Below are 22,089 nucleotides of genomic sequence, written 5' to 3'. Positions count from 1 at the left end.
GGGTCGCTGCACTCATATCCAGTTGATATCTCATGGTATATTCAATTCATTCCCTTTGATGATTCCTGTCAAACCTCCTGATTAAATTAGTTAACAGCGATGGAATACATAACGTTAAGTACTTTACGCCTGCAAATGTCAGGTTCACGCCCTAATGCTTAATTTATAATACGCATTACCTTACCACAGGAAATAGATAGCATGTTATCCAAAAAAATTGGCTTATCGATGATAGTGTTGGGAATAATGTCGTCTTCAGCTTTTGCTGATAGCATCGTTGAAGGGAGAACACTCAATGTCGCAGTATCACCGGCCTCTCCACCTATGTTATTTAAAAGTGCTGATGGCAAATTACAGGGGATAGATCTGGAGCTTTTTTCGTCTTACTGTCAGTCACGGCATTGTAAGCTAAACATCACCGAATATGCCTGGGATGGAATGCTTGGCGCAGTGGCGAGTGGTCAGGCAGATGTAGCATTTTCGGGAATTTCAATCACAGATAAACGTAAGAAAGTTATTGATTTTTCTGAACCTTATTACATCAACTCTTTTTATCTGGTCAGTATGGCCAATCATAAAATAACGCTCAATAACCTCAATGAATTAAATCAATATTCTATTGGATACCCTCGAGGAATGGCTTACTCCGACCTTATCAAAAACGATCTGGAGCCCAAAGGATACTACTCGTTAAGTAAAGTAAAATTGTATCCAACCTATAATGAGACGATGGCTGATCTAAAAAATGGCAATCTTGATCTGGCTTTTATAGAAGAGCCGGTTTATTTTACCTTCAAAAATAAGAAAAAGATGCCGATAGAAAGCCGTTATGTTTTCAAGAATGTTGATCAGCTTGGCATTGCCTTTAAGAAAGGCTCTCCCGTGCGCGATGATTTCAACTTATGGCTTAAAGAGCAAGGGCCACAAAAAATATCTGGCATTGTCGATAGCTGGATGAAATAGTAAGCTATGTCATCAGGTAATATGCTGGCTATCTTTTATTTCCTATTGGAAGGGATTGGTAATACGCTGCTTGTAACATTTACCTGTTTTCTCTCAGCGTTTTTGTTCGGGCTTACAGTCGCCGTATTACGGCGACTATCCCCCCTTCCACTACAGAAGATACTCGACGTACTGGTCTTTATTCTTCGGGGAATTCCAATACTTATTGCTGTTTTTCTTGTTTATTTTGGATTGCCATCGATTGGCATATATGTTTCACCTCTGGTGGCCATGAACCTCAGCGTCGGCTTAATCAGTGGGAGCTATCTTGCCGAGGTGTTCAGAGGGGCGCTTAAATTAGTTGAGCCATACGAAATTACGGTAGCGAAAGTAGCAGGAATGCGTCAATTACAGGTTATAATAAATATTGAACTGCCACAGATGTTGCGATTTTCTGTGCCCGGTATTATCAATGAGTTTTCTTCTGTATTAAAAGCGACGCCCTTTGCTTATACTGTAGGTATCGCTGAAATAACGAAGCAGGCAATGTCACTGACAGCCATCACGCTGAACGGGTTACAGATCTATACTCTTGCCGGGGTATTATATTTCATTATTTATAAAGTTTTTACTCTTCTGGCCGGAGTGTTTGAGAAAAAATATCGAATCAGTTGAAGCATAAAAATAGAGGTGATACTCATGGCTTTACTGAAACTAAAAGAGATAAGTAAGGAATATTCAGGAAAAAAGGTTCTTGATACGGTTAGTCTAAAAATTCAATCGGGAGACATGAAAGTAGTCATGGGGCCATCAGGTTGTGGAAAAACGACGCTTTTACGCTGTCTGCTTCGATTAGAAGAGCCTGATTATGGTGATATTTATTTTCACGGGAGAAATATTTATGACAAGGAATTTACTATTCTTGAGTTCAGAAAAAAAGTCGGTTGTGTCTTCCAGAATTACGCTTTGTATCGCCATCTTAACGTCATGGATAACATTACCCTTGCCCTATGTAAAGTGTTTGGCATGCCGGGACAACTAGCTCGGGAAAAAGCCTTACATGAGCTACAAAAACTTGATATGGTCTCGCATAGCGCAAAATACCCTTCGCAATTATCGGGCGGGCAGCAACAGCGCGTCGCCCTGGCCCGTACAATGGTCACCGACCCAGAACTCATTATTTTTGATGAGCCGACGTCTGCGCTTGATCCGCTCATGACTCGTGAAGTCGGAATGTTGATCAAGCAACTTCACGACAATGGCGTCACTATATTATGCGTCACTCATGATATTCGCCTCGCCAGATTACTAAGCGATAACGTAACGTTTCTTAATCATGGCAAGATTCGTGCAGAAGGCGCTTTTACCGATCTTGCCTTACGAGAAACGGATCCAGATATCCACTGTTTTTTTAGCGAGGCACAACGATGATCGCTGGCTGGTCTCTCTTCTTTAATGATCTGACTGAACAACTACCACTTGTTGTGGACGGTATTAAAGAAACCTGTAAACTTGCGCTGATTGTTTCCATCACCGGTTTTTTGTGGGGAATTATCATTTTTTTTCTGAGCCTGAGCCATCGCCCCATGGTAAAAGCCATAACTCGGCTGTACATGGATTTCTTTATCGGTACGCCACTCATTCTTATTCTGTTTGTTATCTATTATGGTTTACCTCAATCTGGCATTCACCTGTCCTCTTTTACCGTGGCGGTTACAGGGTTTACCTTGAATGTCGGCGCATATAATGCCGCGTACATGACAACGGCCTATAACGCATTGAATAAGTATGAAACGGAGGCAGCAGTCGTTCAGGGGTTGAACAAACGGCAGGTCTTTTTGTGGATTATACTGCCTCAGGTATTGCTGTCTTCCATTCCAGCCTTAACGAATCAGGTGATTAATAACCTTAAAGACAGCACCATCGTTTTTCTTATCCAATATACTGAGTTTTTCGCGCGAATTCAGGAGGTTGCTGCAACTAGCTTTAAATTCTTCCATGCTTACCTTTTTGCCGCCATAGTGTATCTTATTGGCGTTACCTTTATCGTCGGTTTGACCCGGTTTTTAGAGCATAGACTGCTTCGCCATTACGGTCAGGATTACTGAGTTGCACTGCACTATTCTGATTAATTCATCGCTGACATTATCAAAGTTATTTTTATTTAGTGTTGGTTAAGATTTTAACCTTCATTATTGCGTTAGGTGTCCATTCTGGTCTAAGTCTTACTCCATTGAGGATATTATGGCGCTACCACAACTATCAATATGGCAGCCCGGCGATGGGTTAAGAAAAATAAAGTATAAATATCATGTTTGTCTCATTGTCATATTCTCCGTCCTTATACGGTTGCTGTTTTTAACTGACCGCTACCTTTGGTGTGACGAAGCATCCAGCGTGCTGATTAGTCGACATAGCGTAGATAATCTGCTATTCCATGCCGCTTTTGACGTGCATCCCCCGCTTTATTATCTGTTACTGCATGACTGGATGATATTATGGGGTGATAGCATTGCAGCGGTACGCTCTCTCAGTCTACTCTTTGGGATCCTGACAGTTGTGCTGGTTATCGCGCTTACGCGATGGTTGGCAAATGAACGTACAGCCTTATTGGCGGGATGGTTCGCCGCCTTGATGCCGATGGCAGTTCATTACAGTCAAGAAACGCGCATGTACGCGTTAATGGGAATGCTAACGCTCGCTGCCGCGTTAGCATTGATGATGTGGATAAAAACACCCACCCATAATCGCTACCTTGTCGCGTATGCTTTACTTATGACGTTCAGCTTTTACACCCATTATTTCACCCTATTTGCACTTATTGCCCACTGGATCGCAGTAACAATATTATCCTGCCAAAGCCATAAAACGGCCTGCTACCTTAAACTTCCTGGCTGGTGGTTTGCTAACCTGGCGATTGCTGTCGCTTATCTCCCCTGGTTGCCCGTATTGTTTAATTTACTGACTCATCTGGCGCAGTTGAGAGCCGGTAATGATATCGGTTGGATTCCCCCCGTAACATGGCGTGACCTGCCTGCGATGTACTGGCATTTTTTTACCGGAAACAACGGACAGGGTTTTCCGTCGTTCATTCTGTGGCTGGCTGTGGGAGGTTTTATCGGTACTGTGGGGCGAATATCTTTATGCAACGGAGAATATGAAAGATATCAGCTGATATTATTTTGTAATCTGGTCATCCCTGTAATGCTGGTCTTCATCATTTCCTGGTGGATGCCGTTATTTATCGATCGTTATTTCTTCTTCTCATCGCTGAGCATTCCTCCCCTGCTCGCGGTATTACTTACCCGCGCAAAAAAAGCGGTTTGTGGCTTCTGGTTTATCTTATTCACCTTATTATTCGGCTATGGTTTCTATCATAATAACCCTGAGCACATAGACGAGTTTAAACCACTGGTAAACTATATTAATACCCGCCACCAGCCTAATGATGCCGTGGTAGTCAGTAAAATGTTCGATTATTTAAGTTATGTGTATTATAATAAGCGAGATTATCGTACGTTTCTTTATACACCGCCTAACGCACACGGAACATCAGGCAGACCGAATGCCTATGGCTTTGGTTCACTGTTTTATGCGCAAGCCGATCAGACATATATTGATACTCTGACAACGCTTTCAAAAAGTTACCATCGTGTCTGGTTGATAAGCGGCGGTAACTTCAGTCAGGATTACCCCTTGCCGTCAGAATGGCAAAATATCGCAAACTTCAAAAGTGGTAGATTTCAGGTACAATTATTTGTAATACCAACTCAACAGGCGCGTCAAATGCAATGATTACCGTTTTCTATCCAGTGCAGTGATAAACAGTACTGCCACTGCCAGACCGCCTAAAAGTAAGGTCCAGCCAAACGCTTCAAAAACCTCAATCATATCGCCTCCAGGTAGGTGATATTAAATAAAGATGGCTATCTCAGCGTAACATTTAAAATATCAATTAATGTGCAATAATCGCTTTATGTGTATGAATAAATATTGTTCCTCATGCATTTAATTGCATTGCTATTATCATAAGGCTTAATATATTTATATTAACGATTATTAATCGTCAGCTTATAATAATATGACTGTCCAATTCATTTATCAGCTATTATTATCCTCTATATTCTTTAAGATAGCTGCTTAATTCATAATATCGCCTTTATTCATCGTATTAAATTACTCACTCACCTGATTAATGCTTGCCTAACGATTGCTTCGTTGTTTTAATTCCAGCGCGAAATTATTTAGTGAGAGAACAATGAAGCATACACAACAATCAGGCGCAAAAGTCTATAACCCATTCACGCTTAGCTTATATGACTGGTGGGTACTCAATATCTCAAACAAATATGCATGGAAGTGTCCTACTGATACGCGACTACTTCCTTTCTTCCTGCATCACATGGGCGAGACTCACCTGGATATTGGCGTAGGTACAGGTTATTACCTGAAACATGCACCTGCGACTCATGCCATTTCGCTGATGGATTTAAATCCGGATAGCCTGAAAATAGCCGCCAGCCGAGTGGGTAATACGAAAATCCGCGCCACACTACAACACGATGTTTTCGACACGTTCCCGGCGGACTGGCACGGGCGCTTCGATTCCGTTTCGATGTACTATCTTCTGCACTGCTTACCCGGTGAGATGACAACAAAAGCGAAGGCAATTAAAAATGCCGGTATGGCGCTTAAACCCGGCGGCACACTTTTTGGCGCCACGATTCTGGGCAAAGAGGTTCCTCACAATGCTTTTGGTAAGAAATTAATGGCTGTTTATAACAAGAAAGGAATATTCAGTAATACCAATGATTCAGCCGATACGTTACGCAGCGTGTTGGACGAACATTTCGCTAAGGTGACTTTGGAGCAACATGGCGCCGTTGCGCTATTTTCCGCCACTATGCCACGTTCATTGTAAGTGTAGGCACTTCCGGGCGGTCGGCAGCGCGATCATGTGGGTTTAACCCGTTGATTAAACATTGGATTACGGAATAGTAATTGTTTATTTTATTTGTCATACAAATAAGTATAATACCCGCTTCCGATGTAGACCCGTCCTCCTTCGCCTGCGTCACGGGTCCTGGTTAGACGCAGGCGTTTTCTGTATGGAATACGCCATCCCCTCTGATAGATGCCTTGTTTGCCTAAAGCAGTTAACCCCGCCTGTAGCAAACGTCATACAGGACGGTCAGTTACGCTTACGCGGCATCATCCGTAACAGCGTATTGTCTTTCCAGAAATAGTGATGCATCAAAGCAGCGATGGCATGAAGTCCAATAACAAAATAGCCCAGATTCGCCAGCGTGACGTGCCAGGATTTCAGCATATCTACGCGTTCAAAGTTAGCTTCGGCGGCATGCGGCATAGTAATGCCAAATGCGACCCAGGGATTGCCGCGGTTATACATCATGACCAGACCAATAACAGGCAGCACGATAAATAACAGGTAAATCACCAGATGTCCTAAATGCGCCATTCCGGTCATCATCGGTTTTGGACGAGGAACAATGGGCGGCGTGGGATATTTCAGCCGAATAATCAAGCGCGCCACCATTAAAAGCAAAATAGTGATACCACATGAAACATGCGTCATATTAAACCAGGGCCGATAACTACGCGGCGCAAAACCGCGTAGCTCCATCGCGGCGTAAGTCACAATAACCAGAAAAAAGACTAACCAGTGAATACCAATTTGCAGGCCGGAATACTTATTGCCCATAGCGCGTCCTGAATGAAAACCGTAAAGCGACAACATAACCAGCTTTTATAAATAATTCATCAAATTTATGAAATGGTGGTCGCACTTGCCCGTTCACCCTCGCAAACGGGCGATTTTTAGCGTAAAGCTCTCTGTTCTAACGCACTGCGCAACGTAGTATCTGCCTGCAATACCTGCCATGCCTTTTCAATATCGCGTGGGATATCAACGTGAATGATAAAATCTTTACCACGCGGTCCATACCCTGTTTCATCGTCACGCAAACGTGGCAGCTCGCCGGCAATCAGAGACAGATAACGCTCCACCGTCCAGATGCCCTCTTCAACGTTGGCAAAACGTGTACCGCCGTTAAGGTGGCGCAGTACCGGAACAAAACCAGGAAAACTCAGCCAGCGCGGCGCATCGGTGTCGTCGTTTGTCACGCGCCGAAACGCCGCGATAGTGCGCCGCTGCATGGTGGGGTCTTGCACAACGATAGCCGTGTTAATGTTTTCTTTCGCCTGACGGATCAGTGCGCAGGAGAAACGGGCATTTTCGCCGCAATTAGTTGACCGATCTTCCAGCCAAATTTTCTCAGCCGGAATATGCCAGAACTGGTTCGCGATATCCGCGAGGATAGCGGCTTCAGCGCGTCCGGTTGTGCGAATAGTATGGTAGCGCGGATGCCGGGCAATCACGGCGTACAAAAACGGCGTCGAATGACCTATACCACCGCTAATCAGTAAAGGAACGCCTTGCGCTTTGGCGATGCGACAGGCCGCGTCGATAGTGGGGATCACCGCATTGCCCGCCAGGACGACGCAATCCGACGAATAAGGTTGTTCGCCGGAAAAATCATTTTGCGCCAGCCACTGTCCGACGGTATTCACCGCCAGCAATGTTTCCGCAGAGAGCGCCGGAAATGGCGTTGTATTCATAATTCCTCCTTTTTGTTCCGAACTTGTACCGGATCTCTTTGAAAGACATCGTCGCCTGGCTTTTTAGGCCGTAATCTGATCCATGGCCTGTAAAATACGCTTATCGGAAATAGGATAAGGCGTACCGAGCTGTTGGGCGAAATAACTGACACGCAGTTCTTCAATCATCCAACGGATCTCTTTAACATCATCATCTTCGCGACGCGCTGGAGGCAATTTATTTATCCATTGTTGCCACGCCTGCTGGACGCTTTCGACTTTCAGCATTTGCGCCCGATCGCGGTGCGGATCGACAGCCAGTTTCTCCAGCCGCTTTTCAATTGCCTGCAGATAACGCAGCGTATCGCCGAGACGTTTAAAGCCGTTGCCAGTCACAAAACCACGGTATACCAGACCGCTCATCTGCGCCTTGATATCGGAAAGCCCCAACGCCATGCTCATATCCACCCGCCCTTTCAGACGCTTATTGATATTGAATACGGTCGTCAGGATGCGCTCAACCTGCTTCGCGATATCCACCACAGTATCATTCAGCTCGGCGCGTACCTTTTCGTGCAGCGCGGTGAAACCTGCTTCGCTCCACACCGGCCCGCCGTTGGCATCTATCAGTTTATCTACCCCGCAGGCAATACAGTCATCAATCAATTCCAGTACTTTGCCGTACGGGTTAAAGTACAGCCCCAGCTTGGCTTTATTCGGCAATTTCTCATGCAGATACTTAATCGGTGAAGGAATATTGAGCAACAGCAGACGGCGTAAACCGCACCACATCGCCTGTTGTTGTTCCAGCGGATTATCAAACAATTTGATAGCGACGCTGTCACGCTCATCCACTAACGCCGGCCACGCCTTCACTTTATAATTACCGCGTTTCTGTTCGTAGCTTTCCGGCAGCTCGCCGAAACTCCAGATATGCAGCCCGCTCTGCTCAATGCCGTCATCCGCTACCGCCGAGAGCGTCTCCTGCACTTTGCCTTTCAGCGCATTTTTAAGCTCGGCGAGCGAACGCCCTTCCTGCAGTTTCTTGTTTTTGTCATTCACCACGCGAAACGTGATTTTCAGATGCTCGGGCACCTGATCCCAATGCCAGTCTTCCCGATCGACCGTGACGCCGGTCATCCGGCGCAGTTCACGCTCCAGAGCGTCCAGCAGCGGCAGCTCCAGCGGCGTTACGCGACCTAAAAACGCTTCAGCATAGTTTGGCGCCGGAACAAAGTTGCGACGTACCGGTTTTGGCAACGATTTAATCAGCGCAATAACTAATTCACGGCGCAGCCCTGGGATCTGCCATTCAAAACCGCTCTCGTCAACCTGGTTAAGTAGCGGCAACGGAATATGGACGGTCACGCCGTCAGCATCCGCGCCCGGTTCAAACTGATAGCTCAAACGCAGCTTGAGATTGCCCTGGTGCCAGAAATTCGGGTAATCCAGTTTGCTGATTTTTTCCGCGCCTTCTTTAATCAGCATACTTTTTTCAAAGTTGAGCAGATCCGGCGTCTCGCGGCTGATTTTTTTCCACCAACTATCAAAGTGGCGGGCGGAAATAACGTCATGGCTAATACGCTGGTCATAAAACTCAAACAGGGTATCGTCATCCACCAGGATATCGCGGCGGCGAGATTTGTGCTCAAGTTCCTCGACTTCCGCACGCAATTTTAGATTCTCACGGAAGAAGGCGTGACGGGTTTGCCAGTCCCCCTCCACCAGCGCATGGCGGATAAACAACTCGCGACACAACGCCGGGTCAATCTGGCTATAATTCACCTTGCGCGCGGCGACAATCGGCAGACCGTAGACAGTAACCTTTTCCGTCGCCATCACCGCGCCTTGCGCCCGCTCCCAGTGCGGTTCGCTATATGAACGTTTAATCAGGTGCTGGGCTACCGGTTCCACCCATTCTGGCTCAATGCGGGCAGCGATGCGCCCCCACAAACGGCTGGTTTCCACCAGCTCGGCGACCATTGTCCATTTCGGCGGTTTTTTGAATAAACCGGATCCGGGGAAAATAGAGAATCGGGCGTTACGCGCGCCGGTGTACTCTTGTTTATCGGCATCTTTCATCCCGATATGCGACAACAGCCCCGTTAACAACGCAACGTGAATTTCCCGGTACGCTGCGGGTTCGCTGTTTACCGGAATCCCCAGTTCCTTTACCACCTGACGCAGTTGGGTATAGATATCCTGCCACTCACGCACGCGTAAATAGTTCAGATAGTCGGTGCGACACAGACGGCGGAATTGATTCGACGACAGGGCCTTTTGTTGCTCGCCGAGGTAATTCCACAGGTTAACAAACGCCAGAAAATCGGACTCCTTATCATGGAAACGCCGGTGTTTCTCATCGGAAGCCTGCTGCTTATCCACTGGGCGCTCGCGCGGATCCTGAATAGAGAGTGCGGAAGTAATGATCATCGCTTCGCGCACACAGCCATGCTTTTGCGCTTCCAGAACCATACGCGCCAGGCGCGGGTCGACCGGCAACTGGGATAATTGTCGGCCCAGCGGCGTCAGCTTATATGCCGTTTGCTGTTCGTCGGCGGTAATCGCCCCCAGCTCTTCCAACAAACGCACGCCATCCTGAATATTGCGCTTATCCGGCGCTTCGACAAACGGGAAGGCGGCGATGTCACCCAGCCCCAGGGCGGTCATCTGCAAAATAACCGACGCCAGGTTAGTACGTAGAATTTCCGGGTCGGTAAATTCCGGACGTGACAAAAAGTCATCTTCCGAATACAGACGAATGCAAATCCCTTCCGATACGCGTCCGCAACGCCCTTTACGCTGGTTGGCGGAAGCCTGTGAGATCGGTTCAATCGGCAGGCGCTGCACTTTAGTGCGGTAGCTGTAGCGGCTGATGCGCGCAGTGCCAGGATCGATCACATACTTGATACCCGGCACCGTCAGCGAGGTTTCCGCCACGTTAGTCGCCAGCACGATACGGCGTCCGCTGTGCGACTGGAAAACGCGGTTCTGTTCGCTGTTCGACAAGCGTGCATACAGCGGCAACACTTCGGTATGCCGTAAGTTCAGCTTGTTCAGGGCGTCGGCGGTATCGCGGATTTCCCGCTCTCCGCTCATAAAAATCAGAATATCGCCGGGACTTTCACGCCCCAGTTCATCGACAGCGTCGAAAATTGCCTGTAGCTGATCGCGTTCAGTGTCGTCAGCCTCTTCCACGATGGGGCGATAACGAACTTCTACGGGATACGTTCGGCCAGAGACTTCGATAATCGGCGCGTTATTAAAGTGGCGCGAGAAGCGTTCCGGGTCGATGGTCGCAGAGGTAATAATCACTTTCAGATCGGGACGACGCGGCAGAAGCTCTTTCAGATAGCCGAGCAAGAAGTCAATATTCAGGCTGCGTTCATGCGCTTCATCAATAATGATGGTGTCATACTGCATCAATAGCCTGTCCTGCTGGATTTCCGCCAGCAGGATACCGTCCGTCATCAGTTTGACCATGGTGTTGCTACTGACATGATCGCTGAAACGAACTTTATAGCCGATGCAGCCGCCTGGCTCCGTTTGCAACTCTTCGGCAATGCGGTTAGCGACGGTGCGCGCCGCCAGGCGACGCGGTTGAGTATGTCCAATAAGTCCTTTAATTCCGCGTCCCAGCTCCATACAAATTTTCGGCAACTGGGTAGTTTTACCGGAACCGGTTTCCCCTGCCACGATCACCACCTGATGATCGCGGACCGCTTCCAGAATGTCCTGTTTCTTCTGGCTAACAGGCAGATTTTGCGGATAAGTGATTGAGGGGCGCGCCGCTTCGCGGAGAGCGACCTGCGTCGCAGCCTGTTCAATTTCTTTCGCCATCGTCTGGAAAATGGCCTGTTGCGCATCAGGATTTTTTACTTTCTTTACGCCATGCAGGCGGCGCGAAAAGCGCTGTTTGTCGCGCAGCATCAGTGCATCCAGCCGCTGCTGTAACACCTGAAGCGTCAACGTAGATTGTTCAGTCATAAAGCTCTTGGGCAGCATTCTGCCTGTTTAAAATCGTTTTAAATGATAGGTATAGAGTACCACATTGGGGCTTTTTTTGTGTTGTTCAATAATTTCGAACAAAGGGTTCGATATATTGCGCTATCCCTGCGACATATTTGTGAATAAAGTGTCAACAAGCAACGGGGCACGCCCCTTCAAACACATAAAAGGAAACACCCATGAGCAAGGTATTAGTTCTTAAATCCAGTATTCTGGCAGGGTACTCTCAGTCTGGTCAGTTGACTGACTATTTTATTGAACAATGGCGCGAAAAACACGTCGCAGATGAAATTACTGTCCGCGATCTGGCGGCCAACCCTGTTCCGGTGCTGGATGGCGAGCTGGTGGGCGCGATGCGTCCGGGCGATGCGCCTTTAACGCCACGTCAACAGGACGCTCTGGCGCTGTCTGATGAACTCATTGCTGAACTGAAAGCCCACGACGTCATCGTTATTGCGGCGCCGATGTACAATTTCAATATCCCGACGCAGCTGAAAAACTACTTTGATCTGATTGCCCGCGCCGGTATCACTTTCCGCTATACCGAAAAAGGCCCGGAAGGTCTGGTAACCGGCAAACGCGCGGTGGTTCTCTCCAGCCGCGGCGGTATCCATAAAGACACCCCGACGGATTTGATTGCGCCTTACCTGAAAGTGTTCCTTGGTTTTATCGGTATCACCGACGTGAATTTTGTCTTTGCCGAAGGCATCGCCTACGGGCCGGAAGTGGCGGCTAAAGCTCAGGCCGATGCAAAAGCCGCGATTGACAGCGTAGTGGCCGCTTAAATATTTTTGCCTCCCGTTTCGACGGGAGGTGACTTCTTAGGTTCGTAGCGCAAATATCCTACCACGCCGCTACTGCCGCCATCGCTGGGATGCGTTACCCCATCATTGACTTCAACGCAGGCGAAATCAAAAGGCGACACATTTTCGATGCACGCCACATTGACCCCATATTGATCGGGATTGGATCGGCGCTGATGAAAAGTATATATCCCGCATACCGAACAGAAAAAATGCACCGCCTTGCCCGTATTGAAGCGATATTCGGTAAGCTTATCCTGCCCTTTTAGCACTTTAATACCCGATAGCGGCGCAGACACTGCCACCGCTCCGCGCATCCGGCAAAAGGAACAGTTGCAGCGCCTGGCGGTATGAAACCCATCGCTAAGTTGAACGGTAAACACGACGCTGCCACAATGGCAGGCAGCAGATAACTTTTCAGACGTCATACCTGGTTACTCTCGCGAATAGTGATACCAGCCAACAGTATAGAAATAGCCTTCCGGTTCGCCTAATGTAAACGACCTTCGTATTCAAAAATTACCCATATAAAAATGCATTTTGCGGTAAAAAAATTGTCGGGAAGCGGTTATTTACGCATCCATTTGCCATTAATTCCCTGGACATATTCTCCCGGCCTGGCGCGCTCAACCAGTTTTTGCCCTGCCATCTTCGCCACCTCGTCTACGGGGAGATGATTGCTATCCGCTAACTGCTGATAACTGGCGCGACGGGCGTGATTAATATCAAGCACCAGTTTCTGGGTTTCGGCATCATTCTTTAAGGCCACCAGATAGCCATTCAGCGTTTCCCCAACCCGGCCCTGCGTGCGCGCTTCATCCAGGGTTAAGGCCCACACAGAAGGTGTGAGCAAGCTCAGCGTCAGCACCCATAGTATTAAATACTTTTTCATTATGGCCTCAGAATAGATCGCTGCGTGATTTCAGGAGTTCTTCAACGTCTTTATCGACTTTGATATGTATTTCATGCTCGATCTTTACATTCATGTTGATGGTAATCGGCTGTTCCGGCGCGGCGACTTCAATACGTGGCGTGCACCCCACCACGATAAATGACGCAAGCGCTGACAGCATGGCAATACTCATTTTCATTATTTATCCTCACAGTCCTTGTCTTTCCGGCAAGGAGGTTGCGGCAACGCTGTATTTTGTTCAAGCCATGCCTGTAAATTGTCGCCAAAACGCAAACTGCGCCACAGCGTAAACACATTTTCTTCATGGGTATAGTTCAAGTTAACGATCGCGGTTTTACCATCTACCCGGCTTTTGCCGGTAATGGCCGCCTGCATCGTTAGTACGCCCAGGTTATCAACGTTAATTTTCGTCCACGAATGCGTAATCTCCATATAACGTAGCCAGTTAATCGCCGAGCCTGCCGTAACATTATCCTTCACCACCGCATCCGCAGTATCTTTATCGATACGCAACGTCATTGGCCCGGGATTCGTAAGCCAGCCATCTTTGATTATCCATTTTTCATTGTTCAGCCACAGCGGCAGCGCACCGCTAACCGGACCAGACATGGCGAATTGCTTTGGATTTATGGCGCTAATCAATTCGCTGGATGAAATATTTTGCACCCGCAAAAGCGCCGGGTCGTGCTGCGGCATTCGCAACTGTTTCATAATGATTTGACCGCCCAGCACGTCTACGCTGACATCGCTTAGCAGTAATGGATTCGACTCGCTCCAGGGATAACCGCCCTGTAAATCAGCAGTGATATTTTTCGCCGTGACCTGGTTAACTATCCCGGCAATACGCAGCGAGACGGGCCCGCGCGTCCCCAATTGCCACGCGCCGTTGTGGAAGCGAAATGGCAGAATGAAATCGACGCCGTTGATTTTGTTATCCGGCATCCAGGCACTGCCGCCTTTTAACACGCCGTGTCCACCCGCTTCAAACCCCTGCCCCTGTGCGGCGGAAAAAGCCACCTGCGCATACAGTGAGCCTTCGCGCAGCGTCATTTTCCAGTCTGGTGGAAGCAACGGCTGGAAAACGATAAGCGACTGCTTCGGCCACCAGGCCTGTCCGCGAAGGCGTTCGCCATCCCAGCGCCCATTCAGCCGTACCGGCCCTATCGCCCCCGCCCGAAGGTCGCCTTTAAACTGGAACAGGGTTGGCTCGCGCCCTTCAACGCTAAAATTAAGGGTAGAAGGCGGCAGCACGCTCCCGCTGGTAAATACGGTTTTTCCCGCCTCCAGAGACAGCGCGCCCTGTAGCGACGGCGTTGTGGCGTCGCGAACCCAGACAATAGGTTTATTCAGCGCCAGTCTTGGCGATGTGACGGTCATTGCGCCATAGTGCAACTGATCAAAACCGGTGGACAAACTGGTCAACCTGATGGTGTTATCATGCCATTCGCCCTGTCCGGCAATATCCCAGTGGGCGCGCATTGGCGTAAAGCTTCCTTGCCCCCAATAGCGCCACCGCCAGCGACCAGCATCAGGGAGAAAATCATTCGCCAGGCCATCAAGATGAAGAACGAAATCGCCCATCTCATTTTCGTGCGCCCGTAAAATAGCCTGTAATCGGCCATCAACGCCGCGCGGCGTCACCTTAACGCCCGCCAGCGGCCAACGAATTTCATCAATATCTAACGCATCAATCACCCGTCCGCGCGAGCGTAGCAATGCGCCAGGTGCAAAGGTGAGCTGCGGATCGGCCAGACTGCCGCGGAACATAGCGGGCAATACGGCATAAAAGATTAAATCCTTCTGTTTAGCCTCGCCGGTAAGCTGTAGAGGCATCTCACTGCTATCCATGCTGAGTTTTCCCGGGCCGATAGTCAGTACAGCGTTCGCTTTACCGGCATCGCCCTGGGTCAGAATATTCAGGCGTCCGCTGACTCGCGCATTATCCGGCCCGGCTTGCCAGTTATCGATATTAAAAGCCAGACGTCCGCTCAAGGGGAATCCCTGATATGGCCAGTTCCAGCGGCCATCGCTGATGGTAAGCCGCTGACGCGTTACCGCCCAGGGGAGATCGAGAATCGGGTCAGGATTACCTCGCGCCATCACGATGAGCTGTCCGGCGTTATCACGCCACTCCAGTTCCGCATCCACCAGCGACGGTTCCTGCGGCAGACGCAAGGTCGCTGCCGCATGACCGCTGACCGGCAGGCCATCCGGTACCAGCGGCAACATAAACTCCCCCGCCAGGCTAACGGGAGGCTGGTTGGCCAGCGCGGCGATCTCCAGTTGGCTCACCGTCAATGCCTGACCGCGTAGCTGCCCTTGAAATTTTACTTTTTCGCCCTGATAACGTATCTGCTGAATGACCGGCGTCATGGAGATAGCCAGCTTGCCCTGCCATTCCGGCCAGGGCGCGAGAATGACATTATCGATGTTAATCCAGGTATTGGGCAGCATTGACTGCCACTGCGCCAGCGTACGCGGCGCGGCGGGAGAAGCTTCCGTAGCGGGCAGTTTCGCCAGGCACGCGGCATCCAGTTTGAGGCTTTTAATATTCAGCAACCAACGGCTGGGATGCGTCAGTTCCGCCTGGGTAATATGCGCTAACGAACAATCATTGACCAGATAGCGAAGATCGGGAATCACTAACCCATGACGTGTCAGGCGTGGACTTTGTTCCAGAGCGATACGGGTACCGACGGGTAGCCAAATTCCCGCCAGAGTGGGAACCCACAGCCCGAGGGTCATCAGTAGCGTCAGAGGGACAAGAATCAGCAGTAACAGTAGCGCAAGGGCGGCTTTATATTTACCCTTCATGGGCCATTAATTTCCTGATTTAACGAAAAATTCAGTCGGCTATCTCTTTATTTTGGCATGATTGCCCGTACATAGCCTAATAGTTCATGTTGCAGGGGCGCCCTCCGGCTATTTGAGGCGTTGTGGAGAATGATAACCTAAAATTATTCATTATATGTATGACTATCAATTATTTTTGATTTTTTGTAAGATAATTTTAAGCATATTTGTGTGATTCTAACATCACTGGAGAAGGTCATATGAAACTCGCCGTCTATAGTACCAAACAGTATGACAAGAAATATCTACAGCAAGTGAACGAAGCGTTCGGTTTTGAACTGGAGTTTTTTGATTTTCTGCTAACCGAGAAAACGGCGAAAACCGCCAATGGATGTGAAGCAGTTTGTATCTTCGTGAATGACGACGGGAGCCGACCGGTACTGGAAGAGCTGAAAAAACACGGCGTGAAATACATCGCGCTGCGTTGCGCCGGATTTAATAATGTCGACCTGGATGCCGCTAAAGAGCTCGGTTTGCAGGTGGTCCGCGTGCCGGCTTATTCTCCGGAAGCCGTCGCTGAACATGCGATTGGCATGATGATGACATTGAACCGCCGTATTCACCGCGCTTATCAACGCACCCGCGACGCTAACTTTTCCCTTGAGGGACTGACCGGCTTTACTATGCACGGAAAAACCGCTGGCGTCATTGGTACCGGTAAAATCGGCGTCGCCGCGCTGCGTATCCTGAAAGGCTTTGGAATGCGTTTACTGGCGTTTGATCCCTATCCCAGCACCGCCGCGCTTGACCTCGGCGTAGAGTATGTGGATCTGCAAACGTTGTTTGCCGAATCGGATGTCATTTCCCTGCACTGCCCGCTCACGCCGGAAAACTACCATTTACTGAACCATGCGGCATTCGACCAAATGAAAAATGGCGTTATGGTCATTAATACCAGTCGTGGCGCGCTGATTGATTCCCAGGCGGCTATCGAAGCTCTGAAGAATCAGAAAATCGGCTCGCTGGGGATGGATGTGTATGAAAACGAACGCGACCTGTTCTTTGAAGATAAGTCAAACGATGTTATCCAGGATGATGTTTTCCGCCGTCTGTCGGCCTGCCATAACGTACTGTTTACGGGGCACCAGGCATTCCTGACCGCAGAAGCGCTGATCAGCATCTCTGAAACCACGTTACAAAACTTAAGCCAGCTTGAGAAGGGCGAAGCCTGCCCGAACGCGCTGTTCTAATCCTGTCGCTCCCCTGCGCTCAGGGGAGCATTTTCGGATAACCCCTGAAGATCTATCCGGTCATATCATTACTATAGTCAGTGTTAACTATCAGATTACAGAGAATATCAATGAAGAAAATCGTCACGCTGGTCGCCCTGAGCATCATAATGACAGGGTGTGTGAGCAGTGGAAAAGTGTCCGTCAAACGCGAGCAACTGGAGCACCACCGCTTTGTTCTGGAAAGCGTAAACGGTAAAACGGTCACCGGCCCGGAGCTCAGCTTTGGCGAGGACATGACGGTATCCGGCAAAATGTGCAATCAATTCACCGGCGAAGGAAAACTGTCGGACGGCGAATTAAAAGTGAAAAATTTAGCGATGACCCGAATGATGTGCGCCGATCCGCAGCTTAATGCGCTGGACGGCACCCTCAGCGAGCTCTTCAGCAAAGGCGCGCAGGTCGATTTAACCGCGAACCAATTAACGCTGGCGACGGCAGAAACAACGCTAATGTATAAACTGGCGGATTTAGCGCACTAAGCCATTAAGTGAAAAGTTATACGCGTCAGGCGAAACGCCGCGCTTAATAACTCCCGCAGTTTCCGGCGGCAAGCGACTGTTCGCTACAACGTTTGCCGTTGGGTAGCGCGCACATACCAATTACTGAACCATCAAGCTGCCGGGCCGCTGAAAGCGAACCGCCAATCATAGCGCAATTCGCTTCGCCGGCGCTGGACATCGCCGCTTTCATCCCTGGCGAAACATGCGCCGCGGTTGCCTGCTGAACAGGTTCGCTACTGCAAGCCGATAATAATAACGCGGCACATCCCACCCAAAACGCTGCGCGCATTTCTCTCCCCTCTGTTTATTCATCCAAACGACACCGCCCTAAATAATAGGCAGCAGAAACTGACGCGTCGAGAGGCAAAGCGCGCATTTATGCGCTTCATTAACATTTATTGGCAATTTTTTACGTCTTTTCGGCAAGAAATCGCCATTCTCCTCCCGCCAGGGACACAAAAGCGAAAATGGGGCTTGAAGGGCTTTGCTAAAATAAAAGGATAACTACAGGATACGCTCACGATTATGCGTGTCCCTCTTTTTTGCGCAATGTAAGGGTGTCATATGCAAACGATTGACGGTAATGGCGCAGTAGCGTCGGTGGCGTTCCGTACCAGCGAGGTTATCGCCATTTACCCGATTACGCCCAGTTCAACAATGGCTGAACAAGCGGATGTCTGGGCCGGCAATGGGCTTAAAAATGTCTGGGGCGATACGCCGCGTGTGGTAGAGATGCAGTCGGAAGGCGGCGCGATCGCCGCCGTTCACGGTGCGTTACAAACCGGTTCGCTTTCTACGTCATTTACATCATCGCAGGGGCTGCTGCTGATGATTCCAACGCTGTATAAACTGGCGGGGCAGCTCACGCCGTTTGTACTGCACGTTGCCGCGCGCACCGTCGCCACACACGCGCTTTCTATTTTTGGCGACCATTCCGATGTGATGGCGGTCCGCCAGACAGGCTGCGCGATGTTATGCGCCGCCAGCGTTCAGGAAGCGCAGGATTTTGCGCTGATCGCACACAGGGCTACGCTGAAAAGCCGCGTTCCGTTTATTCATTTTTTTGATGGCTTCCGTACATCGCATGAAATCAACAAAATTATACCGCTAACGGATGAAACCATTCTGAACCTGATGCCGCAGGCGGAGATCGACGCTCACCGCGCCCGCGCGCTGAATCCGGAACATCCGGTGATTCGTGGAACTTCAGCGAATCCGGACACCTACTTCCAGTCTCGCGAAGCGACCAACCCGTGGTACAACGCCGTTTATGATCATGTTGAAGAGGCGATGAAGGCATTTGGCGACGCTACGGGCCGTCAGTACCAGCCATTTGAATATTATGGCCATCCCCAGGCTGAACGCGTCATCATTATGATGGGCTCCGCCCTCGGCACCTGCGAAGAGGTCGTGGACGAGCTACTGATACGCGGAGAAAAGGTCGGCGTTCTGAAAGTCCGTCTGTTCCGCCCCTTCTCCGCCAAACATTTGTTACAGGCATTACCGGAAACCGTTCGCGCTATCGCCGTGCTGGATCGCACCAAAGAGCCTGGCGCGCAGGCCGAGCCGCTTTATCTGGACGTGATGACCGCACTGGCGGAGGCCTTTAATAATGGCGAGCGCGAAACATTGCCGCGCACCATTGGCGGCCGTTATGGGCTATCATCCAAAGAGTTCGGCCCGGCGTGCGTACTGGCGGTCTTTAATGAACTCAGCCGCGCGAAACCCAAACCACGGTTTACGGTGGGCATTTATGATGACGTCACTAATCTCTCGCTGCCATTACCGGAAAATACCCTGCCCGGCAGCGCTAAACTGGAAGCGTTATTTTACGGTCTGGGAAGCGACGGTAGCGTATCCGCCACGAAAAATAATATTAAAATCATCGGTAATTCTACGCCGTGGTATGCGCAAGGTTATTTCGTTTATGACTCTAAAAAAGCTGGCGGACTCACGGTATCGCACCTGCGCGTCAGCGAAAAACCCATTCGTTCCGCTTACTTAATTGCTCAGGCGGATTTTGTCGGCTGCCATCAATTACAGTTTATCGATAAATATCAGATGGCGGAGCGTCTGAAGCCAGGCGGTATCTTTCTGCTTAATACGCCGTACAGCGCCGACGAGGTCTGGTCGCGTCTGCCGCAAGAAGTTCAGGCGGTGTTGAATCAGAAAAAGGCGCGTTTTTACGTGGTTAACGCGGCGAAAATCGCCCGCGAATGTGGACTTGGCGCCCGCATCAATACCGTCATGCAAATGGCTTTCTTCCACCTGACGCATATTCTTCCGGGCGATAGCGCCCTGGTTGAGCTGCAGGGCGCGATTGTCAAAAGCTATAGCAGCAAAGGTCAGGATCTGGTTGAGCGTAACTGGCAGGCATTGGCTCTGGCGCAGGAATCGCTGGCGGAAGTGCCGTTGCAGGCGGTTAATCCGCACAGCGCGCATCGCCCGCCGGTCGTCTCCGACGCCGCGCCGGATTTCGTGAAAACCGTTACCGCCGCCATGTTGGCGGGCCTTGGCGACGCACTGCCTGTTTCCGCCCTGCCGCCGGACGGAACATGGCCAATGGGCACCACCCGCTGGGAAAAACGCAATATCGCCGAAGAGATTCCTGTCTGGAAAGAGGAACTGTGTACACAATGTAATCACTGCGTCGCCGCCTGCCCTCACTCGGCGATTCGTGCGAAAGTCGTTTCCCCGCAGGCGATGGAGAACGCGCCAGCCAGTCTGCATTCGCTGGACGTGAAGTCCCGCGATATGCGCGGCCAGAAATATGTGCTGCAGGTCGCGCCGGAAGACTGTACTGGCTGTAATTTATGCGTAGAGGTCTGCCCGGCTAAAGATCGGCAAAATCCACAGATCAAGGCGATTAACATGATGTCGCGCCTTGAGCATGTGGAAGAAGAGAAAGTGAATTATGACTTCTTCCTCGACTTGCCGGAAATCGATCGCAGCAAACTGGAACGGATTGATATCCGCACATCGCAGCTCATTACGCCGCTGTTTGAATATTCCGGCGCCTGTTCCGGCTGCGGTGAAACGCCGTATATTAAACTGCTGACTCAGTTATATGGCGACAGAATGTTAATCGCTAACGCCACGGGGTGTTCCTCTATTTACGGCGGTAACTTACCCTCTACGCCTTATACCACCGATGCCAACGGACGCGGCCCGGCGTGGGCGAATTCGCTATTTGAAGATAACGCGGAATTTGGCCTCGGTTTCCGTCTGAGTGTGGATCAGCACCGGGCGCGCGTCATGCGTTTACTGGCGCAATTCGCCGATCGCATTCCGGCGGAATTAAACGATGCGCTGCATGCCGAAGCAACGCCTGACGTTCGGCGTGAACAGGTCGCCGCATTACGCCAACATCTGAAATCGGTTGCGGGCGCAGAGGAACTGTTAAAAGATGCTGATGCGCTGGTAGAAAAATCAATCTGGCTGATTGGCGGCGATGGTTGGGCATACGACATCGGCTTTGGCGGTTTAGACCATGTGTTAAGCCTGACGGAGAATGTCAATATTCTGGTTCTGGATACGCAGTGTTATTCCAATACTGGCGGCCAGGCGTCGAAGGCGACGCCGCTTGGCGCCGTCACTAAGTTTGGCGAACATGGCAAGCGTAAAGCCCGTAAAGATCTTGGCGTCAGCATGATGATGTATGGTCATGTTTATGTCGCGCAAATTTCGCTGGGCGCGCAGTTAAACCAGACGGTGAAAGCCATCCAGGAGGCCGAAGCCTGGCCAGGACCGTCGCTGATCATTGCCTATAGTCCCTGTGAGGAACATGGCTACGATCTGGCGCTAAGCCATGACCAGATGCGCCAGTTAACGGCGACCGGTTTCTGGCCGTTATACCGCTTTGATCCCCGCCGTGCGGATGAAGGCAAGCCGCCGCTGGCGCTGGACTCTCGGCCACCGTCTGATGCCCTGGCGGAAACGTTGCTTAATGAACAGCGTTTCCGTCGCCTGAATGCGCAACAGCCTGAAGTAGCTGAACAATTATGGCGAGATGCCGCATTGGATTTGCAAAAACGCTATGACTTTCTTGCCTTGCTGGCAGGAAAAGCGGAAAAACCCGGCGCAGATTAAAAAATATTCTAAGGATTAACCTGGAAACAAATAAATATCCTCCGGCATAGCCGGAGGTTTTTCTGATGCGCCTGTAAGGCTCTCTTACCAGCCGCGCCCTAACAGGCGCATACGATCTGACATTTGCATCA

The 22,089-nt window shown here is 50.0% G+C and carries 19 protein-coding genes; 11 read left to right on the top strand and 8 right to left on the bottom strand.

The features are described from left to right. The first annotated feature begins 201 nt into the window (after positions 1 to 201). From HU143_RS11415 to HU143_RS11390, 6 genes are all read left to right on the top strand, one after another. Positions 202 to 963, top strand: coding sequence for a transporter substrate-binding domain-containing protein (locus tag HU143_RS11415; RefSeq protein ID WP_000949380.1), 762 nt, complete (start codon positions 202 to 204; stop codon positions 961 to 963). A gap of 6 nt (positions 964 to 969) precedes the next feature. Continuing rightward, the gene (locus HU143_RS11410) at positions 970 to 1,617 is read left to right on the top strand and encodes an amino acid ABC transporter permease (protein ID WP_000094446.1); all 648 of its coding nucleotides are present in this window, start codon (positions 970 to 972) and stop codon (positions 1,615 to 1,617) included. A 24-nt stretch (positions 1,618 to 1,641) separates the two neighbouring features. After that, the gene (locus tag HU143_RS11405; protein ID WP_001196336.1) at positions 1,642 to 2,373 is read left to right on the top strand and encodes an amino acid ABC transporter ATP-binding protein; all 732 of its coding nucleotides are present in this window, start codon (positions 1,642 to 1,644) and stop codon (positions 2,371 to 2,373) included. Next, positions 2,370 to 3,050, top strand: a complete 681-nt coding sequence (locus HU143_RS11400; RefSeq protein ID WP_023227539.1) for an amino acid ABC transporter permease — start codon at positions 2,370 to 2,372, stop codon at positions 3,048 to 3,050. The genes HU143_RS11405 and HU143_RS11400 overlap by 4 nt, the downstream gene beginning before the upstream one ends. A gap of 136 nt (positions 3,051 to 3,186) precedes the next feature. Then, positions 3,187 to 4,737 carry a glycosyltransferase family 39 protein gene (locus tag HU143_RS11395; protein WP_023227540.1) on the top strand — a complete coding sequence of 517 codons (1,551 nt, stop codon included), beginning with the start codon at positions 3,187 to 3,189 and terminating at the stop codon, positions 4,735 to 4,737. A 463-nt stretch (positions 4,738 to 5,200) separates the two neighbouring features. Next, positions 5,201 to 5,863, top strand: a complete 663-nt coding sequence (locus HU143_RS11390) for a class I SAM-dependent methyltransferase (protein WP_000683309.1) — start codon at positions 5,201 to 5,203, stop codon at positions 5,861 to 5,863. Between the two features lie 270 nt (positions 5,864 to 6,133). On the opposite strand, the gene cybB is transcribed toward HU143_RS11390, so the two are convergent. The 3 genes from cybB to hrpA form a co-directional block, all read right to left on the bottom strand. After that, on the bottom strand, positions 6,134 to 6,664 hold the full coding sequence (cybB, locus tag HU143_RS11385) for a cytochrome b561 (RefSeq protein WP_023227541.1): 531 nt from the start codon (positions 6,662 to 6,664) through the stop codon (positions 6,134 to 6,136). 116 nt (positions 6,665 to 6,780) lie between these two features. Then, complete coding sequence (locus HU143_RS11380; RefSeq protein WP_001098505.1) at positions 6,781 to 7,581, bottom strand: YdcF family protein; 801 nt, start codon at positions 7,579 to 7,581, stop codon at positions 6,781 to 6,783. A 63-nt stretch (positions 7,582 to 7,644) separates the two neighbouring features. Then, entirely contained in the window at positions 7,645 to 11,547 is a 3,903-nt protein-coding gene (hrpA, locus tag HU143_RS11375) for an ATP-dependent RNA helicase HrpA (RefSeq protein ID WP_024148217.1), read from the bottom strand. Between the two features lie 200 nt (positions 11,548 to 11,747). On the opposite strand from hrpA, the gene azoR reads away from it, so the two are divergent. Next, positions 11,748 to 12,353, top strand: a complete 606-nt coding sequence (azoR, locus tag HU143_RS11370) for an FMN-dependent NADH-azoreductase (RefSeq protein WP_000048924.1) — start codon at positions 11,748 to 11,750, stop codon at positions 12,351 to 12,353. Here the strand turns inward: azoR and HU143_RS11365 are convergent. The 4 genes from HU143_RS11365 to HU143_RS11350 all read right to left on the bottom strand — a co-directional run bounded on the left by HU143_RS11365 (position 12,350) and on the right by HU143_RS11350 (position 16,098). After that, positions 12,350 to 12,799, bottom strand: a complete 450-nt coding sequence (locus HU143_RS11365; protein ID WP_001518898.1) for a GFA family protein — start codon at positions 12,797 to 12,799, stop codon at positions 12,350 to 12,352. The genes azoR and HU143_RS11365 overlap by 4 nt on opposite strands. 140 nt (positions 12,800 to 12,939) lie before the next feature. Beyond that, positions 12,940 to 13,263, bottom strand: a complete 324-nt coding sequence (locus HU143_RS11360; RefSeq protein ID WP_000760345.1) for a YdbL family protein — start codon at positions 13,261 to 13,263, stop codon at positions 12,940 to 12,942. Positions 13,264 to 13,270: 7 nt separating this feature from the next. Next, positions 13,271 to 13,462 carry a YnbE family lipoprotein gene (locus HU143_RS11355; protein ID WP_000784063.1) on the bottom strand — a complete coding sequence of 64 codons (192 nt, stop codon included), beginning with the start codon at positions 13,460 to 13,462 and terminating at the stop codon, positions 13,271 to 13,273. Next, complete coding sequence (locus tag HU143_RS11350; RefSeq protein ID WP_023227543.1) at positions 13,462 to 16,098, bottom strand: YdbH family protein; 2,637 nt, start codon at positions 16,096 to 16,098, stop codon at positions 13,462 to 13,464. The genes HU143_RS11355 and HU143_RS11350 overlap by 1 nt, the downstream gene beginning before the upstream one ends. A 239-nt stretch (positions 16,099 to 16,337) precedes the next feature. On the opposite strand from HU143_RS11350, the gene ldhA reads away from it, so the two are divergent. Both ldhA and hslJ read left to right on the top strand, forming a co-directional pair. Continuing rightward, positions 16,338 to 17,327, top strand: coding sequence for a D-lactate dehydrogenase (gene ldhA / locus HU143_RS11345; protein WP_000762206.1), 990 nt, complete (start codon positions 16,338 to 16,340; stop codon positions 17,325 to 17,327). 110 nt (positions 17,328 to 17,437) lie between these two features. Then, positions 17,438 to 17,848, top strand: coding sequence for a heat shock protein HslJ (gene hslJ / locus HU143_RS11340; RefSeq protein ID WP_000725242.1), 411 nt, complete (start codon positions 17,438 to 17,440; stop codon positions 17,846 to 17,848). Positions 17,849 to 17,891: 43 nt separating this feature from the next. Here hslJ and HU143_RS11335 read toward each other — a convergent pair whose 3' ends face one another. Next, the gene (locus HU143_RS11335) at positions 17,892 to 18,158 is read right to left on the bottom strand and encodes a DUF333 domain-containing protein (RefSeq protein ID WP_001200679.1); all 267 of its coding nucleotides are present in this window, start codon (positions 18,156 to 18,158) and stop codon (positions 17,892 to 17,894) included. On the opposite strand from HU143_RS11335, the gene HU143_RS11330 reads away from it, so the two are divergent. Together HU143_RS11330 and nifJ are read left to right on the top strand one after the other, a co-directional pair. Beyond that, complete coding sequence (locus HU143_RS11330) at positions 18,062 to 18,373, top strand: hypothetical protein (RefSeq protein ID WP_031606699.1); 312 nt, start codon at positions 18,062 to 18,064, stop codon at positions 18,371 to 18,373. The two genes, HU143_RS11335 and HU143_RS11330, sit on opposite strands and share 97 nt — an antisense overlap. 60 nt (positions 18,374 to 18,433) lie before the next feature. Beyond that, positions 18,434 to 21,958 carry a pyruvate:ferredoxin (flavodoxin) oxidoreductase gene (nifJ, locus tag HU143_RS11325; protein ID WP_023227544.1) on the top strand — a complete coding sequence of 1,175 codons (3,525 nt, stop codon included), beginning with the start codon at positions 18,434 to 18,436 and terminating at the stop codon, positions 21,956 to 21,958. Positions 21,959 to 22,089 lie beyond the last annotated feature (131 nt).

Source organism: Salmonella sp. SJTUF14076 (genome assembly GCF_015534835.1).
Taxonomy (GTDB): domain Bacteria; phylum Pseudomonadota; class Gammaproteobacteria; order Enterobacterales; family Enterobacteriaceae; genus Salmonella; species Salmonella enterica.
This window is presented reverse-complemented; position numbering and strand designations above follow the sequence as displayed.

Excerpts from the sequence above, each read along its gene's own strand:
- HU143_RS11380 (WP_001098505.1), bottom strand. The coding sequence starts at position 7,581 with ATGAATACAACGCCATTTCCGGCGCTCTCTGCGGAAACATTGCTGGCG.
- ldhA (WP_000762206.1), top strand. The coding sequence starts at position 16,338 with ATGAAACTCGCCGTCTATAGTACCAAACAGTATGACAAGAAATATCTA.
- HU143_RS11350 (WP_023227543.1), bottom strand. The coding sequence starts at position 16,098 with ATGAAGGGTAAATATAAAGCCGCCCTTGCGCTACTGTTACTGCTGATT.
- HU143_RS11365 (WP_001518898.1), bottom strand. The coding sequence starts at position 12,799 with ATGACGTCTGAAAAGTTATCTGCTGCCTGCCATTGTGGCAGCGTCGTG.
- HU143_RS11360 (WP_000760345.1), bottom strand. The coding sequence starts at position 13,263 with ATGAAAAAGTATTTAATACTATGGGTGCTGACGCTGAGCTTGCTCACA.
- HU143_RS11335 (WP_001200679.1), bottom strand. The coding sequence starts at position 18,158 with ATGCGCGCAGCGTTTTGGGTGGGATGTGCCGCGTTATTATTATCGGCT.
- azoR (WP_000048924.1), top strand. The coding sequence starts at position 11,748 with ATGAGCAAGGTATTAGTTCTTAAATCCAGTATTCTGGCAGGGTACTCT.
- HU143_RS11400 (WP_023227539.1), top strand. The coding sequence starts at position 2,370 with ATGATCGCTGGCTGGTCTCTCTTCTTTAATGATCTGACTGAACAACTA.
- HU143_RS11355 (WP_000784063.1), bottom strand. The coding sequence starts at position 13,462 with ATGAAAATGAGTATTGCCATGCTGTCAGCGCTTGCGTCATTTATCGTG.
- HU143_RS11405 (WP_001196336.1), top strand. The coding sequence starts at position 1,642 with ATGGCTTTACTGAAACTAAAAGAGATAAGTAAGGAATATTCAGGAAAA.
- cybB (WP_023227541.1), bottom strand. The coding sequence starts at position 6,664 with ATGGGCAATAAGTATTCCGGCCTGCAAATTGGTATTCACTGGTTAGTC.
- HU143_RS11390 (WP_000683309.1), top strand. The coding sequence starts at position 5,201 with ATGAAGCATACACAACAATCAGGCGCAAAAGTCTATAACCCATTCACG.
- hrpA (WP_024148217.1), bottom strand. The coding sequence starts at position 11,547 with ATGACTGAACAATCTACGTTGACGCTTCAGGTGTTACAGCAGCGGCTG.
- hslJ (WP_000725242.1), top strand. The coding sequence starts at position 17,438 with ATGAAGAAAATCGTCACGCTGGTCGCCCTGAGCATCATAATGACAGGG.
- HU143_RS11415 (WP_000949380.1), top strand. The coding sequence starts at position 202 with ATGTTATCCAAAAAAATTGGCTTATCGATGATAGTGTTGGGAATAATG.
- nifJ (WP_023227544.1), top strand. The coding sequence starts at position 18,434 with ATGCAAACGATTGACGGTAATGGCGCAGTAGCGTCGGTGGCGTTCCGT.
- HU143_RS11395 (WP_023227540.1), top strand. The coding sequence starts at position 3,187 with ATGGCGCTACCACAACTATCAATATGGCAGCCCGGCGATGGGTTAAGA.
- HU143_RS11410 (WP_000094446.1), top strand. The coding sequence starts at position 970 with ATGTCATCAGGTAATATGCTGGCTATCTTTTATTTCCTATTGGAAGGG.